This window comes from Hassallia byssoidea VB512170, assembly GCF_000817785.2.
GTDB classification, from domain to species: domain Bacteria; phylum Cyanobacteriota; class Cyanobacteriia; order Cyanobacteriales; family Nostocaceae; genus Hassallia; species Hassallia carrinoi.
In genome coordinates this window covers 1-22,475 of sequence record NZ_JTCM02000105.1, presented here as the reverse complement: position 1 = coordinate 22,475, position 22,475 = coordinate 1, and the positions used below count along the sequence as shown (strand labels likewise).

Below are 22,475 nucleotides of genomic sequence, written 5' to 3'. Positions count from 1 at the left end.
GAGGCTAGGAACGAGAGAACGAATTCTTACCCACTCCCCACTCCCCATCCCCCACTCCCCACTCCCCACTCCCCATTCCCCACTCCCCACTCCCCACTCCCCACTCCCCACTCCCCATTCGCCACTCCCCACTCCCCACTCCCCACTCCCCACTCCCGATTCCCCATTCCCCACTCCGCATTCCCTAACATCTGGTAAAATTTGTAAGGTTTCTATAAGCTTTAGCAATGGGATCGACTTGCGTAAGAATCGCAATTGATGCAATGGGAGGGGATCACGCACCTGGGGAAATCGTCGCCGGCGCACTGCGGGCACGAGAAGAACTAGGTATAGAAGTATTGTTGGTAGGCGATCCCCAACAAATCGAGGCTGCCCTGCCGTCAAAAACAAATTTAGGGCAGGTGGAGATAGTCAGCGCAACTGAAGCGATCGCAATGGATGAGGAGCCTTTAAGCGCCATTAGACGCAAACCCAAAGCTTCCATCAATGTGGCGATGAATTTGGTTAAAAACCAAAAAGCAGATGGTGTAGTTAGTGCCGGTCATTCTGGTGCGGCAATGGCAGCTGCTTTATTGCGTTTGGGACGACTACCGGGAATTGACCGTCCGGCAATTGGCGCCGTGTTTCCTACCTTAATAGCCAGTAAGCCAGTATTAATACTTGATGTCGGTGCCAATGTAGACTGTCGTCCGAAATTTTTAGACCAGTTTGCGGTTATGGGGTCGATTTATAGTGAGTATGTTTTGGGGACACCGAACCCGAAAGTAGGTTTGTTAAATATCGGCGAAGAAGACTCTAAGGGAAATGATGCAGCCGTCCGCGCTAACCAAATGCTGCGGGAAAATTCGCAAATTTCTTTTATTGGCAACGCTGAAGGACGCGATGTACTCTCCGGTCGCTTTGATGTGATAGTCTGTGATGGCTTTGTCGGCAATGTCTTGTTAAAATTCGCCGAAGCAGTCGGGGATATCGTCTTGCAAATTTTGCGCGAAGAGTTACCCCAAGGATTGCGCGGTCAAATCGGCTCGGCAATTTTAAAACCAAACCTGAAGCGGATTAAACAGCGAGTAGACCACGCCGAACATGGCGGCGGTTTGCTTTTAGGCGTAGCGGGAATTTGTATAATCGGTCACGGCAGTTCCCAAGCGCCTTCGATTTTTAATGCAATTCGCATCGCCAAAGAAGCGGTTGATAACTCTGTGCTGCAACGAATTCAGTCTCAATATCAAAGCCTTCAGCAGGAGAGCAACTAAAAAGTCAATAGTTATTACTAATGACAGATGACAAACAATAAAAGCTGATAGGTGGAGAAACTAGGAGTGGAAAAGTTAGGCGTAGCAATTATAGGAAGTGGTTCGGCTGTACCGACAACTTCTTTAGATAACCAGGGGTTGACTCAACTGGTTGACACATCAGACGAGTGGATCGCCACGAGAACCGGAATTAAAGAGCGGCGGTTAGCGGGTGCAGATGAATCTTTGAAGACGATCGCTACTATGGCAAGCTTTAAAGCGATCGCCGCCGCCGGAATTACCGCAGCAGACATAGATTTGATTCTGCTCGCCACCTCTACCCCAGATGACTTATTTGGCACTGCTTGTCAAATTCAAGCTGAATTGGGAGCTACCAAAGCAGTAGCCTTTGACTTGACAGCCGCCTGTTCCGGCTTCGTGTTTGGACTAGTCACCGCTGCCCAATACATCAGAACAGGCGTTTATCAAAACGTACTATTAATTGGAGGAGATATCCTCTCCCGTTGGGTAGATTGGCAAGATAGAGGTACATGTATATTGTTCGGTGATGGCGCTGGGGCGGTAATATTGCAAGCAAACGAAAGCGATCGCTTGTTAGGATTTGAACTTAAAACTGACGGCACTCAAAACCACTATCTCAACCTTGCCTATAAAGCCTCAACAGACGAACTTATCCCCGGTGTAAAAGTTAATAAAGGCAACTTCCAACCCATCACCATGAACGGCAAAGAAGTCTACCGCTTTGCCGTCCAACGAGTTCCAGAAGTCATCGACAAAGCTTTATTTCACGCAAATCTCAGCGTTGACCAAATAGACTGGCTGATATTACATCAAGCAAATCAGCGCATTCTCGATGCCGTAGCTCAACGCCTGAATATTCCAGCACATAAAGTTATCAGCAATCTCGCGGAATATGGCAACACCTCCGCCGCCTCTATCCCCCTTGCACTAGATGAAGCAGTGCAACAAGGCAAAATAAAACCAGGTGACATCATTGCTACCTCCGGCTTCGGTGCCGGACTCACTTGGGGGGCAGCAATTTTTCAATGGGGAAGGTAGTAAAAAGTCAAGAGTCCAAAGTCCAAAGTCAAAAATTGAAACTTTGACCCTCGACCCTTGACCCTCGACCCTTGACCCTCGACCCTTGACCCTCGACCTTGACTCTTGACCAATGACTAAAACCGCATGGGTGTTTCCCGGACAAGGTTCCCAAGCACTTGGAATGGGAACCGATTTATTAGATTTACCATCCGCTCAAGATAAATTTGCCCAAGCTGAAGATATTTTGGGCTGGTCTGTGACGGAAATCTGTCAAAATGAAGAAAAGTTATCAACTACACTTTATACCCAGCCGTGTCTTTACATAGTCGAAAGCATTCTCGCTGACATTCTCCGGGAAAGAGGACACAAACCAGATTTAGTTGCCGGTCACAGTTTGGGTGAATATATTGCCCTTTACATCGCTGGAGTTTTTGAATGGTCTGCGGGGTTGCGGTTGGTGAAGCGTCGTGCTGAACTGATGGAAAGTGCCGCAGGTGGGATGATGGCAGCTTTGATGAACTTTGACCGCGAACAGTTAGAACAAGCGATCGCTCAAACCCCCGACGTGGTATTAGCAAATGATAATAGTGCCGCACAAGTTGTAATTTCCGGCACACCAGAAGCAGTGCAAACAGTCATATCTCAAGTTAAAGCAAAGCGTGCTATCCCTTTAAAAGTTTCTGGAGCATTTCACTCACCCTTAATGGTAGCTCCATCAAGCGAATTTCAAGAAGTTTTAGAAGCTGTGGAATTTCAACCAGCTAATGTACCAGTATTATCTAATGTAGAACCACTTCCTTCTGTTGATGCCGAAATATTAAAGCAACGTCTTATTAAACAAATGACTGGAAGTGTACGTTGGCGAGAAATTTCTCTACAATTACCAGTTAACGATATTAAGCGAGTAGTAGAAATTGGTCCTGGTAACGTACTCACTAATTTAATTAAACGCACTTGCTCAGACTTAATCTTAGAAAATGTCCGCAATGCCACTGAATTACCGCACTAGGGAATAGTTACTAGTTAGGAGTTAGCAGTTAGGAGTTATTATTCACCCCCTCCCCCCCTCTCCCCTATGGGCAAAAGTCGCGAACCCTTTATCAGTCTGGCACTTTACCACGCCTTTAAGTGGTCTGTCGTCAGCCCTATGCTTTACACTTACTTTCAGGGTAAGGTTTATGATGCCCAAAACGTCCCCAAAACCGGATCAGTGGTGATAGTCAGCAATCATGCGAGTAACTATGACCCCCCGATTGTTTCTGTTTGTGTCGGTCGTCCTGTAGCATACATGGCTAAGGAAGAATTATTTAAAATCCCGATTTTACGGACTGCGATTAAATTATATGGTGCTTATCCGGTGAGTCGGGGAAGCGCCGATCGCGCTGCTATTCGTTCAGCTTTAGAGTATCTTGAAAATGGCTGGGCTGTGGGTGTATTTTTACAAGGTACGCGCACCCCAGATGGACGCATTACCGACCCCAAACGAGGTGCAGCGCTGCTAGCTGCAAAGGCAAAAGTACCACTATTACCTGTATGTTTGTGGGGTAGTGAGAAAATTGAGGTAAAAGGTTCGGCGATACCTCATGCTGTTCCTGTCACTGTCAGAATTGGCAAGTTGATTGATGCTCCTAATTCTACTAATAAAGAGGAATTAGAGGCGATAACGCAACAGTGTACAACAGCAATTAATGATTTGCACTTATTAGGGCGATAAGTTGAGATATTAGAGAAATATGCTCAAAGGAGGTAGCGATCGCCTTTATTATTTTGTGACTATAAGCTGATCGTACTTTCCCTAAATACCATATGAGGGGCTTTGAATTTAATAATCTTTGGCAGCGACTAAATAATCTCGCATTAGTTCGCTTTTTACTTTTAGTTGCTTCTGGCTGGGCTGTTACACTACTTCTAGCTTACTTTGAAGCGGTCATCGTTACTTTTACATTTGCAGCAATTCTGGCTTTTTTACTCAGCTATCCTGTTAGGTGGCTGCGGCGTATTTTGCCCCACGGTGTAGCAGTTGTTTTTGTTTTTTTAATTAGTATTGTGTTTCTTGGAGGTTTAGCAATCACTGTAGGTTTAGCAGTTTTATCTCAAGGGCAACAATTAATTGAAAGTGTAACTGCTTTTTTAAACTCTTTAATACCTTTTGTAGAACGATTAGAAGAATTTCTTCGTAACCGTAACTTGCAGATAGATTTAAGCGTAGTAGAAACGCAATTGCGCGACCAAGCTATATCAATGTTGGTAACAAGTTTGTCTATTTTCCAAAGTTTCATTACTAACTTTGTGACTTTCATATTAATTGCTGTTGTCGCTTTTTTTATGCTTCTTGATGGCGAAAAACTTTGGGATCTTATCTTAAAAGTGATACCAAGCCAGCGACGCGCTAGATTTACAAGAATAATCAGACGCAACTTTTTAGGATTTTTTCGCGGTCAGTTGATATTAACTTTGTTTTTATCAGCTTCTACTTTCATGATTTTCTCTTTACTAAAAGTACCTTTTGCCTTAATTTTGTCAGTGATAGTAGGTTTACTTGACATTATTCCCGGAATAGGAGCCACATTAGGAGTTGGTGTAATTACTTTGATTGTGCTGTCTCAAAATGTTTGGCTAGCACTCAAAGTATTAGTAGCGTGTATTATACTTCAGCAGATACAAGACAATTTGATTTCGCCAAGAATTATGCAAGATGCGCTGAATCTTAATCCGGTGGTGGTATTTTTTGCTTTGCTTGTAGGTGCTAGAGTAGCTGGTTTACTAGGAATTTTTATCTCTATTCCTATCGCTGGAGTAATAGTTTCTCTATTTGAAATTGATGAGATGAAAGCAGAGGTTTAGTTAGGAGTTAGGAGTTAGGAGTTAAAAGTTAGGAGTTAGGTAGAGACGTTCCGGTGGAACGTCTGTACGAAGAATAAGGTAAAATGCTTTTGAAGCAGAGAAAAACTGGGCAGTTATGCAAGATTTAAAAGCCGAATTAACCCAAAATTTAGATGAGGCTGAGTGGGAGTGGTTAATTCCTCATGTGCAGCGCGATGCGGTGATATTAGTACCAATTGAGCTAGACTTGCTCAATGTCGGAATAGCGATCGCTAGCGATAACACCCCCCAAGTGCAGCAATGGATTGATGAACAATTGCTTGCTAAACCCTCAGTTGCACAAATTGGCGAATGGAATGGCGATCGCACAAAGCGATTTAATACCCTGATTGTACAACCATACGTTCTCATTCAAGAAAAATAAGCGACTTAGCTTCTACTATATGAAAACCATTATTGCGATTTTAGCGACTTTACTAATTGCCAGCACACCAGTTGCAGCGCAAAGTTCCAAACTTGACGCACCAATGTCTCCTCGGCTTACCATCAGTGAACGGTGTCAGCAGTTACAGATAAACTGTACCAAATCTGAAGTATTAGAAGTCGGACGCAGAGTACAGCAGTTGTACTTCAATCGATACAATCAAAAACCACCACAAAAGCAAGGTGTCAACATCTACACTACCACTGACACTAACCTGATTGACCAAGCAATAGTTAATCAGTTAGCAAGTGAAAACGAAAAGCTACGCCAACAATTAGAGTTACAAAATACCGATAAACAACGTTTGCAAAAGGCACAAATAAAATAGCCCTAAACCGTGATATTACTCAGTGCTTATTTTTTGCTTCATCTGCCCCTGTGTAGCCAGTTGTCATCCAAACTAAAGCCCTAGCACCATCGCGGAGTGATTTTTCAATTGGTTCAGGCGATCGCTCTGAAGGAACCGACACTGGTTTAAATATAATCCCTCGACTACCTAAGACAATCTCCCCGATCACACAGGCGCGGCGCATATGATAATCTGACGTAATCAAATACACACTCTTAATGCCGCGTTTTTCCAAATCATCCACCAATGTGGTAAAATTTGTAACTGTATCTACCGCTTCATAGTCCAGGTGCAAACGTCGGGGATCGACTCCGGCTTTAGCAAACACTCTTTCAGTAGTCTTTTTTGGGCTACCACCAGTAATCCAAATTGGTAAATTTGGATTCTTACGGGCAAAATCGGCTGTGAACTTCTCTCGTTCTAATCTCGCAGTCGAACCACCCAAAACTAACACCGCTTGGGGTTGTACAACTTGGCTTTTAACTTCCTTATATCCCAACCACATCAACAGCGGTAGGGCAATAACCATAAATCGGAAAGATTTACCTGTAAAAAGTAACTTATTCAAGGCTCTACTACTTCGTCTGTTCAGAGAATTTTCTCTAATTAAATAGAAAAACAATTATTTAGGCTTGATTTGCAAAAAACTACCCAAATATGAACTTAGATAAGCTATCGCAAAAACGCACGCTTGTTGCGAATGATTGCAATATACTACCCTGTATCGAACCATCTATAAACAACGTTCGACTACTTTATTCATTTAATTGTTTCCAGACGACGGGACTGGCCAGGTTCGAACCGGCGACCTAGCGCTTAGGAGGCGCTCGCTCTATCCAACTGAGCTACAGCCCCAACTTTAACTAAGAAGCATATTCTATTATAGCACTAGTTTTAGCTAGACTGCCACGAATTGTCCCAAGAACCGCCGCCTACTTCTAATCCACAGAGAAAACTATGTGCTTTCAGGATTGTTTTGGATTTTGTTCCACTTACTTCGCGTAACTCTAAATCGAGTTTTCCTTGCATAGTATCCCGACAACAGAATATCAAACCGTTGGCGGTGGGCGCACGCAGTGGTGTACCTGGTAGATGCGTAGTTCCTGTTAATTCAATTTCATAATTTAAGTTTCGCGCTTGCATTTGCCATCTACCCCAAGGCTGAATATTCCAAGAAACTTGTGAATTCCAAGGAACAAATTCATAAAACTTATCTTGATAATGCAAGCCAATCATAGCCACAGATTCCATCCACCACAGCACACCGCGTCTTCCACCTCCAGCGGTTAATGCTAAGTCCGGTTCGCCTTCAAAGCTATTACAATTCAACCAAAACCATTTTTGCGGAAAAGCACCACCCCAATTTTTCTCACCGTAAGCTGGGGCATCAGTGAATTCATAGATTTTACCATTCCAGTCAATCCAACCGCTAGCCAAACCATGAGCCATCAAAATTTGCCATCCCGGTTCAAATATTGGCAAAAAGGACACTATGCCGGCGGTAGATTGTTGTAATTGTCCTTTATTTCCCCAGCCGTATATTGGTTTAATTTCATACTGCCAACGGCAATAATTACCCGTAGCGGGATCGCGAATTATTCCTTGGTTTAATGTGGCTGTAGCTTGATAACCTTCTTGAATATGGCGATCAAACTCTGGACTTAAGAGGTATAAGGGTTGACTTTGTAAATCAGTTTTGCCCCAATGACCTAAAGCCAAGACATCGTTTTTTGCCCAAAATTTGTTAACATCCGGAAAAGTCCGCCATATATACTCATCATTTGGACCGAGGATTTGCGCTGCACCACCGCTGTGGGGTTTACCACCGATGGGGTCTTCGATAGAGTACATAAAGGCGAAAGTTTGCTCAATTTCTGGTAAGGTTACGCGATAATACCAACCTTCAAAGAAGCGTCTGCTACTGCGATCCCAATGATAGCCGCTGTGGGGGGTTTGGGTTGACTTAAAAGGATTTGTGGAAATAGATAACATAGATTTACACGTGTGTTTATTTCCCAGTATGCCCGATGTCTGACGACAACCCGCTACCGCATCTACGTCTGGATATTCATCATGCTTATGAAATTCTTGGTTTAAAACCTGGTGTATCTCAGAAAGAAGTGAAGCAAGCTTACCGCAAGCTTGTTAAAGTTTGGCATCCAGATCGTTTTTTTAGTCTACAGGAAAAGCAGAAAGCTGAGGAAAGAATCAAAAAAATTAACGAAGCTTACAACCAATTAAAGTCTTATCAGCCGATCGCGGCAAATGAATCTTCAGCAGCAAATTATACAGAAATTCACATTCATCGCTTTGATGCGGAGGCATTCTATGAATTGGGAAGGGAGAATGTTAGAAAAAGAATGTATCAAGAAGCGATCGCCAATTTTACCCACGCTATTCGCCTGAATCCCAAATATATTAAAGCATACAAATATCGCGGGCTAATTTGTTCGGAGCTAGGATATGAGTATAGAGCCACTGCCGATTTAAATAAAGCCGCAGAGTTGGAATGGCAATTAAAATACCCAGGTACAAAACCCACACCATCACCAAAATCGGTGTCAAAGCCTGCATCACTTAAACACAGATTTTGTCAGAAGATAAAAAAGTTACTGCGCTTTAGGCGATCGCGTTGAGGCATAATTTATTTTCTACTTTCTGGGCGTGATATTAACCGAAGTTGCGGTTTCGCACTTTAGAAAAATCGCAGTTGGCAAAAACGCAACTGCGATTCGCACTCGCTCCCTAGTATAAGTACGGTACACGCGGTCGTAATTAAAATACTAATGCAACCATACATAAAGCAATCCGAGCCACGATCACTGACCTACATACGATACTCGGTAAATTACACCGTTGGTATCATCTGTGAACAACAGCGAACCATCCGGTGCGATCGCAATACCCACTGGTCTGCCAAACTGTGTCAATTGTTCTTCATCCAAAAATCCTGTGATGAAGTCCTCAAATTCGACTGGTTTGCCATTTTCGTATCGCACCCGCACCACTTTATAACCTGAGGGAGGGTTGCGATTCCACGAACCGCGCATAGTAACAAAAGCATCGTTACGGTATTCTTCCGGAAACTGGGAGCCTGTATAAAATATCATTCCCAACGGCGCACTATGAGCCGTGTAGGTGAGCGTTGGCGGTTGTGTATTGGCGCAGTATTCCTCCTTTGTCATGCCTGGAGGATTTGTTTGTAGATACACATCCGGACGGCGATCGGCAAAACAAAAGGGCCAGCCGTAGTTTGCGCCTTCCTGAATGAGATTCAATTCTTCTGGCGGTTGTTCATTACCACGCCAGTCAGAACCGTGATCCATACCCCACAATTCCCCAGTTTCCGGATGCCACGCAAAGCCGATGGTATTGCGTAAGCCCTTGGCATAAATCGTCCGATTACTACCATCGGGTTGTGCCTGTAGCAAAGTCGCATTTTCGGGGTTGGTATCATTACAAGCGTTACAAGTGCTACCCACTGAGATATAAAGCAATCCGTCAGGACCAAAAGCAAGGGTGCGGTTTGGGTGTTGTCCCGCATCTGGCAAGTCATCAATCAACAACTTTGGTTTGCGTATCTTGCCGTTTGCTCGCAAATCTGCCGCGTAAAGTTGTTTGTCTGTAACAAAGTAGAGACGATTCTCACGAATTGTGATGCCATTGATGTATTTGTAACCTGAGGCAACCGTCCGTATTCGGTCAGCACGCCCATCACGATTGCGGTCAGACAGCGCTAACACATCACCTTGTTCGCGGCGGGTAACGTAGACAGTACCATCGGGACCTATTGCCAACATCCGGGGGTTGCCCAAGTCTTTGGCAAACACGCTGATGCGAAATCCCGCAGGTATCTTAAGTTGTTGCAGAAGCGATTCGTCAAATTCCAGTTGCTGAGGCGTTACCAGATAGCCCTCAACTTGCTCTATGTTTAGTTGCTGTGATTGTTGTGCATTAGCAGGAAGGCTTATGCTCAGTAGCAAAGCACAACCGATGAGTAAGCTTGTTGCTTTCACGACATCTTTCCTTAAATGTTGATAGGAGAAGACTAAGCTACTAAAGGCAAAAGTATGAAGTAGAAAATATTTTCTACTTCATCGTTTCTTTCAGTATTCATTTGGAATGAATTTTCACAAAATAGTCTAAAACTATTGCAGTGATAACCGCATCTTTCTAATGGAATAGCAGTTGCTGTATACGCTTGTCAAAACGCCTCTTTAGTTATTTTAAAAAGTAAGCCTATAGAAGGGTGTCAGGAAAATTGTCACGCATCATGTACGCCCTTGGCTTAAAATTACTGCGGTTAAATAGGCAAAAGACTTAGATCCCCGACAACTTTTACAAAGTCGGGGATCTAGTTTGTCGTAAAGACAGTTACATATTACTAGTACTGGGGAATACTAAAGAGTAAATTTATTTACTGCTCATCTTTATGCAAGACTTAATACCTGTACACACTCTCAAAGGGCATTCAGAAAAGGTTATGTCCGTTGCCTTCAGCGCTGATGGGCAAATATTAGCTAGTGGCAGTAAAGATAAAACCATAAAAATTTGGCATTTGGCAAAAAAGGAACCCGAAACTCTTAAAGGACACGGAGAATCCTCTTGGTCTGGGGACGTTAATTCAGTAGCTTTTAGCCCCGATAGCAAGAAATTAGCCAGTGCTAGTGATGACAAAACTGTTAAATTATGGGATGTGCTTACCGCAAAAGAAATTTGCACCTTCAGTGGACATGAAGAAAATGTTTGCTGTGTTGCCTTTAGTCCAGATGGAAAGACTTTAGCCAGTGGTAGTAAAGATAAAACAGTCAAACTTTGGTCATTAGACACAAAAAAAGAAATATACACCCTAAAGGTGCATTCAGATGACGTTTTATGCGTAGCTTTCAGTCCGGATGGAAAGATTTTAGCCAGTGGTGGTGCTGGTAATGACAAAACAATCAAACTATGGGATTTGGCTAAACAAAAAGTTCTTACCCTTAAAGGTCATGCTGACTGGTTTGGGGGGATAAATTCCATCGCTTTCAGTCCAAAACGCAAGATTTTAGCCAGTGGTAGTAAAGACAAGACCATCAAACTATGGCAGGTGGATACAGGCAAGGAAATCTGCACCCTAACCGGACATTCTGATGATGTTTCTTCTGTGGCTTTCAGTCCAAATGGCAAGATTTTAGCTAGTGGTAGTAAAGATAAGACTATCAAGCTATGGCAAGTGGATACGGGCAAAGAAATCTATACTTTTACAGCACAAGAAGCCGTGTATTCCGTTGTCTTTAGTCCAGATGGTAAAACGCTTGCTAGTGGCAGTGGAGATAAAAGTATTACGCTATTGCCCTGTGAACCATTCTGTCATGACTAATATAATGGTTATCGTTTGTGAACACCATCACCAAAATCTGTGTCAAAACCTGCATCACTTAAACACAGATTTTGTCAGAAGATAAAAAAGTTACTGCGGTTAAATAGGTGAAAGACTTAGATCCCCGACAACTTTTACGAAGTCGGCATCTAGTTTCGTTACATATTACTAGTATTTGGGAATACTAAGTAGTAAGAATATTTGCTGCTTTTTAGTATTTTAGTATGAGCGATCGCCTGAACATCCATCATGCCTACGAAATCCTCGGACTGAAACCTGATGCATCACCGACCCAGGTCAAGCAAGCTTACCGCGAGTTAGCGAAAACTTGGCATCCAGATCGTTTTCTTGAACCTCAGCAAAAGCAAGAAGCAGAGGAGAAAATCAAAACAATTAACGATGCATATGAAAAACTAAAGTTTTATCAGCCAAGTAATACAAATCAATCTTTTCAAAACAATAAAACAAACATTTATACCCACGTCATCAATGCTGAAACATATTACCAGCGTGGGATGCAGCAAGCGCAACGAGGACAGTACACTGAAGCAATTGAATCTTTTACTCAAGCAATTCGCCTAGATCCAAACTACATTAAAGCATACAAATATAGAGGACTTGCTTGCTCAAAACTAGGATATGAAAATAGAGCTTATTCTGATTCTAAAAAGGTAGCAGAATTAGAAAAGCAGAAAACAACACAACCAAAACCGCCAAAACCGCCAAAATCTGAACCACAGCCTCAAACATCGCCTTGGAAATGTCTCCACACCCTGAGTCTGAATTGGGTTTTGACAATAGCCATTAGTCCAGATGGGCAAACTCTGGCTAGTGGTAACAATGATAATACTATCAATATTTGGCATCTCGCCACCGGAAAATTATTACATACTCTTACTGGTCATACAAAGTGGGTAAGATGCCTTGCTTTCAGCCCAGATAGCCAAAGGATTGCTAGTGGCAGTGATGACAGTAGCGTTATGATTTGGCAGGTATCAACAGGGAAATTACTTACCACTATCAAAGTACATTCAACTCCAGTTTTTTCTGTTGCCATAAGTCCCGATGGTCAGACTCTCTTCAGTGGAGGTAGAGATACTAGCATCAAAATTTCACATATAGGTATGGGACAACTGTTACATGTCCTCAAAGGACATTCCTACTTGGTTTATTCCCTTGCTATCAGCCAGGATGCACAGATTTTAGTTAGTGGAAGTGGTGACAATACGATTAAGCTGTGGAATTTGAAGAGTAAGAAACTTCTGCATACTCTCAATGGTCATTCAGGTTGGGTTACTTGTGTTGCCATCAGCCCAGACGGGAAAATTTTCGCAAGTGGCAGTTATGACCGGACTATCAAACTGTGGGAAATAACTACAGGTAAGCTTTTTAACACTCTTGCCGGACACGACAATTATGTTTTGTCTATCTCCTTTAGTCCTGATGGTCAGCATCTTGCTAGTGGTAGCGCAGATCGTACAGTCAAGCTATGGCAAGTTAGCACAGGAGAACAATACACTTTAGGTAATCATTCGGACTGGGTTAATTCTGTGGCTTTCAGTCGCGATGGTAAAACTCTTGCTAGTGGTAGTCGAGATACGACAATCAAGATTTGGCAATGCGATACACCTTAGACGGAAGATAGCGCTTTATCTCAACAAGCAAGATAAATCAAGTTACCCAAATCTTAAGAAAGATTTCGCAATTGTTGCGATAAGTTAATGGTAATCAACTTTGGTAATATAACCGTTGCGCTTGGGAAGAGCAATGCTAATTTATAAACAGGTACAGAGAAGTTAAACCTTCAACCAAAAACTTCAGATTAGAGCCTGTGCCTCCTGCTCTAATGTTCTCGCAATAACTGCTCGATTGTCGTATCCTAAAAACGTGTTTTAGCCTTAAGTTCATGTAAAGTCGTTTTGGAGGATTTTGAACGCACAGCCAAAAATGCCTGCCTAGTTGGAATGAAGGATGCACAATTGTTGAGTATCGTGTGTTGCGAGTATTGTCCACATTAGTCGAGTTAGTTACCTCTGATTTTTTACTCTTCTCAATCTATTGAATCGCTTATAAACCGCCCAAGCTGCTGATATGTATCCATCGTAGCTTTGGGCGGTTTAGTATATGAGGGTTAGTGGATAGTGGATGGTGGATAGTGGATAACAACTAACAACTAACAACTAACAACTAACAACTAACAACTAACAACTAACAACTAACAACTAACAACTAACAACTAACTAATGAGCGTAATTACAGTAACTTCTGGTGGGCAAAATAAGCGTCCGGGGAAATAAGTTCCTAAGCCGCGATTGACGTATAATTGATTTTCTCCTACATGATGAAAACCTTGCGCCCATTCCCAATATCGTACTACTTTAGAACAGTCTCCGCGCAAAATGGGCACCCAACGCCGCAGTTTTTTGGGAAGTATTTTTAGAAGCTTTTTATAATAAACTATCACCGGACCAATGCCAGGAATGACGATGTGACCACCGTGGGTATGACCTGATAGTTGCAAGTCTACTCGCCATTGTTGCAATATCTTGGCTGTATCTGGATTATGCGATAAGACGATGCGGGGTGTTGCAGGATCTATTTGATTCATTACTGGTGCGGGATTAAATTCTCTTGACCAATAATCGGCTAGTCCTACTAGTGGTAATTCTTTTCCTAGGGGATAGGCAATTTCATTCCAAAGAACATGAATCCCGATGCTATTTAAGGCGGTGGTAATTTCTATTTTGGATTTGTTGTAATGTATATCGTGGTTGCCTAATACGGCATAGATACCACAGCGACTTTGCAGATGTTTGAGTCGATGTACGAGTTGATGAATTGGGGTAGGATCGTCGGTTACGAAGTCGCCAGTTAATACAACTAAATCCGGTTCGGCTTCGTTGCTAAAGGCGATCGCTTTTTCTAACATTTCTTCACTTAACCGCAAACCATCGTAGTGAAAATCTGACAATTGCACTAGTTTTGTGCCTTGTAAAGATGTTGGAAGTTCCGCTATCTTTATCGTCAGGTTATCTACTCTTAAAGGTCCTGTTAACAACCAATGCATAGCGCCAGAGATTCTCCTCATACTAGCGCTTATAGCTTACCAAAATTTAAATTGTTATTTGTTAGTTGTTGGTGGTTAGTTGTTAGTGGGCATTGGGAATGGGTAATGGGTAATGGGGAATGGGTAATGGAAAGAATCTCTTATTCCCAATGCCCAATGCCCAATGCCCAATGCCCAATGCCCAATTCCCACTATCCCCTATCCACCATCCACTAACCCTCTAAGGTGATTATTGTAACTTCTGGGGGGCAAAATAAACGTCCTGGGAAATAAGTTCCTAAGCCGCGATTGACGTATAATTGATTTTTTCCGACTTGATGCAATCCTTGCGCCCATTCCCAATGGCGGACTACTGAGTATTCTCTTCGCAAACATGGAACTCGTCGCCGTATTTTCATTGGTATTTTTCGCAGGATTTTGCGATGATAAAGCAGCGCGGGACCGATTTTCGGAATCATTATTTGACCGCCGTGAGTATGACCTGATAGTTGCAAATCTACTCGCCATTGTTGCAATATCTCGGCTGTGTCTGGATTGTGGGATAATACAATGCAAGGTGTCGCCGGATCTAGTTGATTCATAACTAGTGCAGGATTAAATTCCCACGAGTAGCGATCGCTTAATCCTACTATTGGTAGTTCTTTTCCTAGTGGATAGGCGATTTCATTCCACAAAACGTCAATTCCTATACTGGTTAGAGCGCCTGTAACTTCGGCTTTCGAGTTGCGATAATGTATGTCGTGGTTTCCGAGTATAGCGTAAATGCCTAAGCGACTTTGGAGATGTTTGAGTCTTAGCACCAGTTGGTGAATCGGGGAAGGGGTGGTGGTGATGTAGTCGCCGGTTAATAATACTAAATCTGGTTCGGCTTCGTTGCAAAGAGCGATCGCTTTATCTAACATTTTTTCACTCAGCCCCAAACCATCATAGTGAAAATCTGACATCTGCACCAGTTTTAAGTTTTGTAATGATGCGGGTAAACCAGCAATCTTAACCGTCAATTTTTCTACACTCAACGGTCCAGATAACAACCAGTGCATAATGTGCTTGATATCATAGCTTGGCGCTTACAGCTTAACTAAAAATATAGCGATCGCCTGTCACAACTGAAACAACTTTGTCAAAAATTCATCAAACATGTATTTCCTTGCGTATAAATACGTAAAATACTTCAATGCAGCTTTACTTTTGAACTGATATCGGTAGTTTATTTACAGCAGTTTTCACATTATTAAAAATGACTGTAATTCTGAATTCTTTTTAATCAAAGATATATTATTTACATCTGTCAAAAGCTGTGACAACTATATATGTCTACAGCAGGGTTAATGAATAAACCATGATTTATAAGATTTTGTAAGTAATGTGCATTTATTTAGCTTAGTAATTTTAGTTACTGAGTTAATGTTTAAGCAATCGGAGATTTATTTGTATGACTTTTGCAACTGATGACAAGACCAAACAAGCTGTAGAACAGTTTCGCGGCTTTGATGTAGATACTAAACTGGGTGTGCTGTGGTTTGGTTACTTAGATATTAAAGACCAACTGATACCAGCAAACCAGACTTCTGCTCAAGAAACTGCTGCTGCTGAATATGACGCGATTAAAGCAATGGATCACCAGCAACAACTACAAGCTATGCGTGACATTGCTAGTGGTGCAGATAGTGATATTAGCCGTGCGTATAATGCTTTGAGTTCTAGCGCGAAAATTGATGTTTGGTTGCGACTGTCTCAAGGTATGGAAGAAGGCGTTATTATACCAATGCCATCTGATTATCAACCGCCTGAAAATACCAAGCAGTTTGTCGATACCATCAAAGGCTTGGATTTTGAAAAGCGCGTTGACTTCACACGTAGTATTGTAATGGAAATGGGCGCTGGACACTAAGTTTTAGTGGTTGATAACCGCTAAAGCGGTTACTACAATTAGAAAGTTTTACATCCCCATCAATGCCTATTGTGGTGTTGGTGGGAATTTTTCTATCAGGGGATTTTGTTTTTTGGCGTTACTGATTATAAGTATGAATTTACCTAAAAATCGCTGTAATTTATCTTTTTAATGAGGTGCGATCGCCTCATCAACCCACGCAGGTAAGCTTTGTACGCACAACGCCAGCCCCTTCTAAGGTGAGGGTATATTAAACCCTAAGAACCCCACCCCGCCAAATCTACGCTTTGTCTCCCCTCCCCGCAAGCGGGGAGGGGATTAAGGGGTGGGGTTCATAGAGCCAGCCCCTTCTAGGGTGAGGGTATATTAAAATAGATGTGCGATCGCAATAAATACCTGTGGCTAATCAAGAAGAAATTATCGTTACCCTGGCACAAACTCCTTTATATCAACTTGCTGTTGAACTGAAAGCCAGATTAACCAGCTTTGGCGGTTGGGAAATGCCTGTACAATTTACTGGTATCAGCCGGGAACATGAAGCGGTGAGAAATGCTGCCGGGATGTTTGATATTTCCCACATGGGTAAGTTTACATTACAAGGTAAAAGCGTAATTTCCCAGCTTCAGCGTTTAGTTCCCTCAGATTTGAGTCGCTTGCAACCAGGTCAAGCGCAATACACGGTGTTGTTAAATGAAAGAGCGGGAATTATTGACGACATCATTATATATAATCAAGGTGAAGACAGCACAACAAAGACGCAAAAAGCTGTAATTATAGTCAATGCGGCAACCACTGGCAAAGACAAAGCATGGTTATTGCAAAACCTGGACGCTGAAGAGGTGAAATTTCAAGACTTGTCAGCAGAAAAGGTCTTAATTGCCGTCCAAGGACCAAAGGCAAGCAGCATTCTTCAGCAATTTGTCGAAGCAGACTTAACCCCAGTCAAGGCATTTGGTCATTTGGATGCAACTATATTCGGGAAACCGGCATTTCTTGCCCGCACAGGTTACACGGGGGAAGATGGATTTGAGGTGATGCTAGATCCAGATGTGGGGGTGGAGTTGTGGCAAAATCTGATTCAAGCTGGTGTGATTCCTTGTGGACTCGGTGCGAGAGACACTTTGCGACTAGAAGCGGCAATGGCACTTTATGGACAAGATATTGATGAAAACACCACCCCTTTAGAAGCGGGTTTGGGTTGGTTAGTTCATCTGGATAGCAAAGGTGATTTTATCGGACGTTCAATTTTAGAACAGCAGAAAGCTGATGGGGTGCAACGTCGGTTGATTGGTTTGCAAATGCAAGGACGCAATATTGCTCGTCACGGCTATCAAGTATTATCTGAAGGTAAAGTAGTCGGAGAAGTTACCAGTGGAACTTTATCACCTACACTTGGTTATCCCATCTCCCTTGCTTACGTTCCTACTGAGTTAGCAAGTGTTGGTCAGCAGCTAGAAGTAGAAATTCGCGGCAAAGCTTACCCCGCAGTTGTAGTCAAGCGTCCCTTTTATCGGTCAAAAAATCGTCTGATTTAGATTGTACTTTATCACACCCCCTCAAATTGCAAAAAATGCACTCGTCCTGATGCTTCCCCGGCGACAATTGATATGCCATCCCTTGCAACAGCACAGCACCGTATTGCACTATCACCTGTGAAACTGGCAATTACTTCCCCAGTTTGCCAATCCCAGACTTTGAGTGTGGAGTCATGTGAACCAGAAATAATGTATTTGCCATCAGCTGAAAAAGCGATCGCACGAACCCAGAAAGTATGACCAGTTAAGGTACGCACTTCAACCCCTGTTTGCCAATCCCAGACTTTGAGTGTCAAGTCACGGGAACCAGAAACCAGGTATTTGCCATCAGGTGAAAAAGCGATCGCATTAACACTAGAAGTGTGACCAGTTAAAGTACGCACTTTTTCCCCAGTCTGCCAATCCCAGACTTTGAGTGTCAAGTCAGATGAACCAGAAACCAGGTATTTGCCATCAATTGAAAAAGCGATCGCATTAACCCTGTCACAATGACCAGTTAAAGTACGCACTTTTTCCCCAGTTTGCCAATCCCAGACTTTGAGTGTCAAGTCACGGGAACCAGAAATGAGGTATTTGCCATCAACTGAAAAAGCGATCGCATAAACCCAGTCACGATGACCAGTTAAAGTATGCACTTTTTCCCCAGTTTGCCAATCCCAGACTTTGAGTGTCAAGTCATGTGAACCAGAAACCAGGTATTTACCATCAGGTGAAAAAGCGATCGCATTAACATAGGAACTATGACCCTGTATGGTACGCACTTTTTCCCCTGTTTGCCAATTCCAGACTTTGAGTGTGGAGTCAGATGAACCAGAAATGAGGTATTTGCCATCAGCTGAAAAAGCGATGGCATTAACCCAGTCACTATGACTACTTAAGGTAAGTACTTCAACCCCAGTTTGCCAATCCCAGACTTTGAGTGTAAAGTCATCTGAACCAGAAATAACGTATTTGCCATCAGGTGAAAAAGCGATCGCATTAACACTGGAAGTATGACCAGTTAAAGTACGCACTTTTTCCCCAGTTTGCCAATCCCAGACTTTGAGTGTCAAGTCACGGGAACCAGAAATGAGGTATTTGCCATCAGATGAAAAAGCGATCGCATTAACATTGTCAGTATGACCCTGTATAATACGCACTTCAACCCCAGTTTGCCAATCCCAGACTTTGAGTGTGTTCTCACGAGAACCAGAAATGAGGTACTTGCCAGAGAGTGAAAAAGCAATCGCATTAACAATGGAAGTATGACCCTGTATGGTACGCACTTCAACCCCAGTTTGCCAATCCCAGACTTTGAGTGTGGTGTCATGTGAACCAGAAACCAGGTATTTGCCATCAACTGAAAAAGCGATCGCTTTAACCGAGTTAGTATGACCACTAATGGTACGCACTTCAACCCCAGTTTGCCAATCCCAGACTTTGAGGGTGCTGTCAGATGAACCAGAAACCAGGTATTTGCCATCTACTGAAAAAGCGATCGCATTAATCGAGTTAGTATGACCACTAATGGTACGCACTTCAACCCCTATTTGCCAATCCCAGACTTTGAGTGTCTTGTCAAATGAACCAGAAACCAGGTATTTGCCATCTACTGAAAAAGCGATCGCATTAACACTGGAAGTATGACCCTGTATAATACGCACTTTAACCCCACTTTGCCAATCCCAGACTTTGAGTGTCAAGTCAGATGAACCAGAAATGAGGTATTTGCCATCAACTGAAAAAGCGATCGCATTAACACTGGAAAGATGACCAGTTAAGGTTCTGATTAAGTTTCCATCTGGGCGAGTTAAGCTAGATGTCAAAGGACGCAACCAAGTAGTTTTATTCTGCTTTGCTTGTTGCAACAAGTGTTGAATCTCCGACGCTGGAAAACACTGCAAACGTCCCCATAATTGCCCTGCTAGCTGTGTTTTATCTTTAGCCAGAACATGTGCTGACATTAGTAACGTCCGTCGCAGCAACTGCAAATTTGCATCTTCGGGTAATAAGTTATAATCGGCAATTAATTCATTGATGTTGCTGTTCTTTAACTTGGCTTGCAACCAGCGAAAGTCAAATAATAACTGTTGTAACTCGGTTGGGCGTCCTGCTTGAATTAAATGATGTGCTAAGTTTTGGAAGATGTAGCCGTCATTCTCTAAGCTATACCAGCCTGAGGGGTATTTTTCAGTGTAAGCGTTTAATAGGCGATCGTGCAGGAAACCTAACCCCCCAATGAACCCCACCCCGGCTTCGCCACCCCTCCCCGCAAGCGAGGAGGGGTTAAGAGTCACATCTTTTCCCTTCGGTGCTTGCGAGGAGAAGTTAAGAGTCGCATCTTTTCCCCTCCCCGCTTGCGAGGAGAAGTTAACAGTAGCATCTTTTCCCCTCCCTGCTTGCGGGGAGGGGTTAACAGTAGCATCTTTTCCCCTCCCTGCTTGCGAGGAAAAGTTAACAGTAGCATCTTTTCCCCTCCCTGCTTGCGAAGAGAAGTTAACAATACCATCTTTTCCCCTCCCTGCTTGCGGGGAGGGGTTAGGGGTGGGGTTCTCCGAGATTACTTGTTTTCTGACATAATCAAGCTGCAAGTCATGCAAACTCAAATTTCCCTTTTCATCCCGCGACGCCAGAGACTTACTCACCAACTTATCAATTACATCTTGGGTGTCAAACTCATCTAACCCCAACGGTTCCCAAAAAGTCTGCAAAACTGCTTCCGGTATCGCTGTATCTTCAGGAAATACAGCAAAATCTAAATATCTTTCTCTCTCTTCTGGTTCCAGCGCTTCCACACTTACCTGAATTGCCTTGAGTAAATCAGGATAAGGATAATCTGGAAACTGTTGACGAATCTTGTCTAAGTCTGCACTACGCAGCTTTTCTAATATATTCTGCCAGCGATTAGTCGGTTTCCCCCGCATCATCGCTCCCACCATTGACAATGCTAATGGCAAATACCCACATTCTTGCGCTACGTCTATTGCTGTCGTTGGTAACGTCTCTACGGCTTGATTTGCCCAATCTGCCAACAAAGCTAAAGCCTGTTCTTCATTTAAAATTGAAAGCTGATATTCTTCACCTCCCAACGCTGTAATTATCCCCGCATCACGGGTAGTAATTAACATCTGGCAAGGTTTTTCTAACACGTCAAATGCGCTTGCGTGTTCTAAATTCCAGACATCATCCAAAATCAGCAAACAACTTTTACCCGTCAACAACTTTCGCAACTGCGTTTTTCCCGAATTAATCTCGGTAAACGATGCTTGCTTATCCCCCAGCGCTTCTACTACATCCGATTGCAAAGTTAAAATTTGCGGTGTTTGTCCGAATGTTATCCAAATCACCCCATCAGGAAACGCTCGTCTGACTTCTTCATCCCGCGCTAATGCTGTAGCTAATACAGTTTTGCCAATTCCGCCCATACCTTGCACACCCACATGGCGACTTTGCCCAGTGATAGCCACAGGTTGATTAGTATCAGCTAACACCTTCTGTTTTAACGGGTTCAGTTGTTCATCACGGGGTAAAAAATGCGGTGGTAAATTTGGTACGTCACCGATGAGTTGACCGAGAAGCTGATTATCGCCTCTTTCATTTCTCAGCTTTGGGTTAGGATTTTTTATCAGCACTGGGATAGATGCGCCTGAAACCCCAGCTAGTGCAATCGAACTGCAAGCAACATTGAAGGCAAACTCTATCGGCGAACCTTCATCATATTGTGGGTCGTAACGTGCTAAAGCATCGTAAAAGCCAACGGAAAATTCCAGTGCAGCTTTATCAGCGATCGCCTGATTCATCCCAATGACATAATCAATATGTTGAGCGATCGCATCAGCTTGCACTTGGGAATAGCAAGCATTGAGCAGCACACACTCTACATGGTTAGCAAAAAGCTTAAATAATCCCCCCAGCGCTTCACCCGTGACAAACTTTTCCTTACCGTTTTCATCCTCAAACGATAATCCCTCAGTTTCCGAACCATGTCCGGAAAAATGAATGATATTTGGACGAAAATCTAACACAGCACGACGAATATCTGGCGATCGTACCGCCCCCTTCTGCTGTAGAATAAAATTGTCACGTTGTCTGGCAAGCTGCAACCCTTCTTCAATATCACGCACCTCTTGATCCAGCCGCAAGCGCACTGTATTTTTAGGATTCGCTGCCAAAATCAAGATTTTCTTCACAGTCGGATTATTGCTCATGGGCGGCTGAGGCTATTATCAAGCTTTTAATATCAAAATTCAATAGCATTACCTATAATCTCAGCAGCATTAACAGCGATTCCGGAAGCAATAAAGGTCAACTTTGAGCCTTTGAAGGTGAACGATGAGCTTCTGAAGGTGAAACTTGAGCTTCTGAAGGTGAAACTTGAGCTTCTGAGGGTGAAACTTGAGCTTCTGAGGCTGAACGTTGAGCTTCTGAGGCTGAACGTTGAGCTTCTGAGGGTGAAACTTGAGCTTCTGAGGCTGAACGTTGAGCTTCTGAGGGTGAACGTTGAGCTTCTGAGGGTGAACGTTGAGCTTCTGAAGGTAAAACTCGGATCTCCGAACTTAAATTATCATATGGCAGGCGATCGCAAAACCCTCTGCAACTCTTATTCCTTGGCGTACTTGGCGTACTTGGTGAGTCCAGCCCCCGTCTTCTCCCAAGGGGAGACGCTAAAAGCGAAGGCGGTTTCCGTCACGATG

General features: G+C 43.2%; 19 protein-coding genes, 1 tRNA gene and 1 pseudogene. 14 read left to right on the top strand and 7 right to left on the bottom strand.

Translation table 11 applies throughout. The annotated features are described in order from the left end of the window. The 8 genes from PI95_RS28460 to PI95_RS28425 form a co-directional block, all read left to right on the top strand. Positions 1-259, top strand: a 259-nt coding sequence (locus tag PI95_RS28460; RefSeq protein WP_163519281.1) for a hypothetical protein, incomplete at its 5' end; no start/stop codon positions are given. Next, on the top strand, positions 228-1,253 hold the full coding sequence (gene plsX, locus PI95_RS28455) for a phosphate acyltransferase PlsX (protein ID WP_039743242.1): 1,026 nt from the start codon (positions 228-230) through the stop codon (positions 1,251-1,253). The genes PI95_RS28460 and plsX, both read left to right, overlap by 32 nt. A 66-nt stretch (positions 1,254-1,319) precedes the next feature. After that, positions 1,320-2,312, top strand: a complete 993-nt coding sequence (locus tag PI95_RS28450) for a beta-ketoacyl-ACP synthase 3 (RefSeq protein WP_039744068.1) — start codon at positions 1,320-1,322, stop codon at positions 2,310-2,312. 112 nt (positions 2,313-2,424) lie between these two features. Continuing rightward, entirely contained in the window at positions 2,425-3,303 is an 879-nt protein-coding gene (gene fabD, locus PI95_RS28445; protein WP_039743244.1) for an ACP S-malonyltransferase, read from the top strand. A gap of 66 nt (positions 3,304-3,369) precedes the next feature. Next, positions 3,370-4,008 carry a lysophospholipid acyltransferase family protein gene (locus PI95_RS28440; RefSeq protein WP_039743246.1) on the top strand — a complete coding sequence of 213 codons (639 nt, stop codon included), beginning with the start codon at positions 3,370-3,372 and terminating at the stop codon, positions 4,006-4,008. A 92-nt stretch (positions 4,009-4,100) separates the two neighbouring features. After that, complete coding sequence (locus PI95_RS28435; RefSeq protein ID WP_039743248.1) at positions 4,101-5,138, top strand: AI-2E family transporter; 1,038 nt, start codon at positions 4,101-4,103, stop codon at positions 5,136-5,138. Positions 5,139-5,253: 115 nt separating this feature from the next. Continuing rightward, positions 5,254-5,541, top strand: coding sequence for a DUF2288 domain-containing protein (locus PI95_RS28430; protein ID WP_039743250.1), 288 nt, complete (start codon positions 5,254-5,256; stop codon positions 5,539-5,541). A gap of 19 nt (positions 5,542-5,560) precedes the next feature. Continuing rightward, entirely contained in the window at positions 5,561-5,929 is a 369-nt protein-coding gene (locus PI95_RS28425) for a hypothetical protein (RefSeq protein WP_039743252.1), read from the top strand. A gap of 19 nt (positions 5,930-5,948) precedes the next feature. On the opposite strand, the gene PI95_RS28420 is transcribed toward PI95_RS28425, so the two are convergent. From PI95_RS28420 to PI95_RS28410, 3 genes are all read right to left on the bottom strand, one after another. Next, entirely contained in the window at positions 5,949-6,479 is a 531-nt protein-coding gene (locus PI95_RS28420; protein ID WP_039743254.1) for a YdcF family protein, read from the bottom strand. A 252-nt stretch (positions 6,480-6,731) separates the two neighbouring features. Further along, positions 6,732-6,805, bottom strand: a tRNA-Arg gene (locus PI95_RS28415). A 39-nt stretch (positions 6,806-6,844) separates the two neighbouring features. After that, a complete protein-coding gene (locus PI95_RS28410; protein ID WP_039743255.1) occupies positions 6,845-7,942 on the bottom strand; it encodes a tocopherol cyclase family protein in 1,098 nt (365 codons plus the stop codon). A 35-nt stretch (positions 7,943-7,977) separates the two neighbouring features. Here PI95_RS28410 and PI95_RS28405 point away from each other — a divergent pair, with 35 nt between their 5' ends. Further along, positions 7,978-8,586: a J domain-containing protein gene (locus tag PI95_RS28405; protein WP_039743257.1), complete on the top strand. Its 609-nt coding sequence runs from the start codon at positions 7,978-7,980 to the stop codon at positions 8,584-8,586. Between the two features lie 183 nt (positions 8,587-8,769). Here the strand turns inward: PI95_RS28405 and PI95_RS28400 are convergent, their stop codons facing one another. Continuing rightward, the gene (locus PI95_RS28400; RefSeq protein ID WP_039743259.1) at positions 8,770-9,966 is read right to left on the bottom strand and encodes a PQQ-dependent sugar dehydrogenase; all 1,197 of its coding nucleotides are present in this window, start codon (positions 9,964-9,966) and stop codon (positions 8,770-8,772) included. A gap of 434 nt (positions 9,967-10,400) precedes the next feature. On the opposite strand from PI95_RS28400, the pseudogene PI95_RS28395 reads away from it, so the two are divergent. Further along, a pseudogene (locus PI95_RS28395) lies at positions 10,401-11,309 on the top strand (WD40 repeat domain-containing protein); the annotation flags it as partial. Positions 11,310-11,533: 224 nt separating this feature from the next. Continuing rightward, the gene (locus PI95_RS28390; RefSeq protein WP_039743263.1) at positions 11,534-12,943 is read left to right on the top strand and encodes a DnaJ domain-containing protein; all 1,410 of its coding nucleotides are present in this window, start codon (positions 11,534-11,536) and stop codon (positions 12,941-12,943) included. 602 nt (positions 12,944-13,545) lie between these two features. Here PI95_RS28390 and PI95_RS28385 read toward each other — a convergent pair. Both PI95_RS28385 and PI95_RS28375 read right to left on the bottom strand, forming a co-directional pair. Then, positions 13,546-14,376 carry a metallophosphoesterase gene (locus PI95_RS28385; protein WP_039743265.1) on the bottom strand — a complete coding sequence of 277 codons (831 nt, stop codon included), beginning with the start codon at positions 14,374-14,376 and terminating at the stop codon, positions 13,546-13,548. 212 nt (positions 14,377-14,588) lie between these two features. Further along, positions 14,589-15,416 (bottom strand): metallophosphoesterase, encoded by an 828-nt coding sequence (locus tag PI95_RS28375; RefSeq protein WP_039743267.1) that lies wholly within the window; start codon positions 15,414-15,416, stop codon positions 14,589-14,591. Between the two features lie 392 nt (positions 15,417-15,808). Between PI95_RS28375 and PI95_RS28370 the strand changes: the two genes are divergently transcribed. Next, complete coding sequence (locus PI95_RS28370; RefSeq protein ID WP_039743269.1) at positions 15,809-16,267, top strand: orange carotenoid protein N-terminal domain-containing protein; 459 nt, start codon at positions 15,809-15,811, stop codon at positions 16,265-16,267. A gap of 398 nt (positions 16,268-16,665) precedes the next feature. Continuing rightward, on the top strand, positions 16,666-17,802 hold the full coding sequence (gcvT, locus tag PI95_RS28365; protein ID WP_039743271.1) for a glycine cleavage system aminomethyltransferase GcvT: 1,137 nt from the start codon (positions 16,666-16,668) through the stop codon (positions 17,800-17,802). Between the two features lie 11 nt (positions 17,803-17,813). Here gcvT and PI95_RS28360 read toward each other — a convergent pair whose 3' ends face one another. Then, on the bottom strand, positions 17,814-21,989 hold the full coding sequence (locus PI95_RS28360; RefSeq protein WP_163519279.1) for an NB-ARC domain-containing protein: 4,176 nt from the start codon (positions 21,987-21,989) through the stop codon (positions 17,814-17,816). A gap of 117 nt (positions 21,990-22,106) precedes the next feature. On the opposite strand from PI95_RS28360, the gene PI95_RS28355 reads away from it, so the two are divergent. Then, positions 22,107-22,475 (top strand): hypothetical protein (locus PI95_RS28355; protein ID WP_201280645.1); only part of this gene is annotated, 369 nt, incomplete at its 3' end.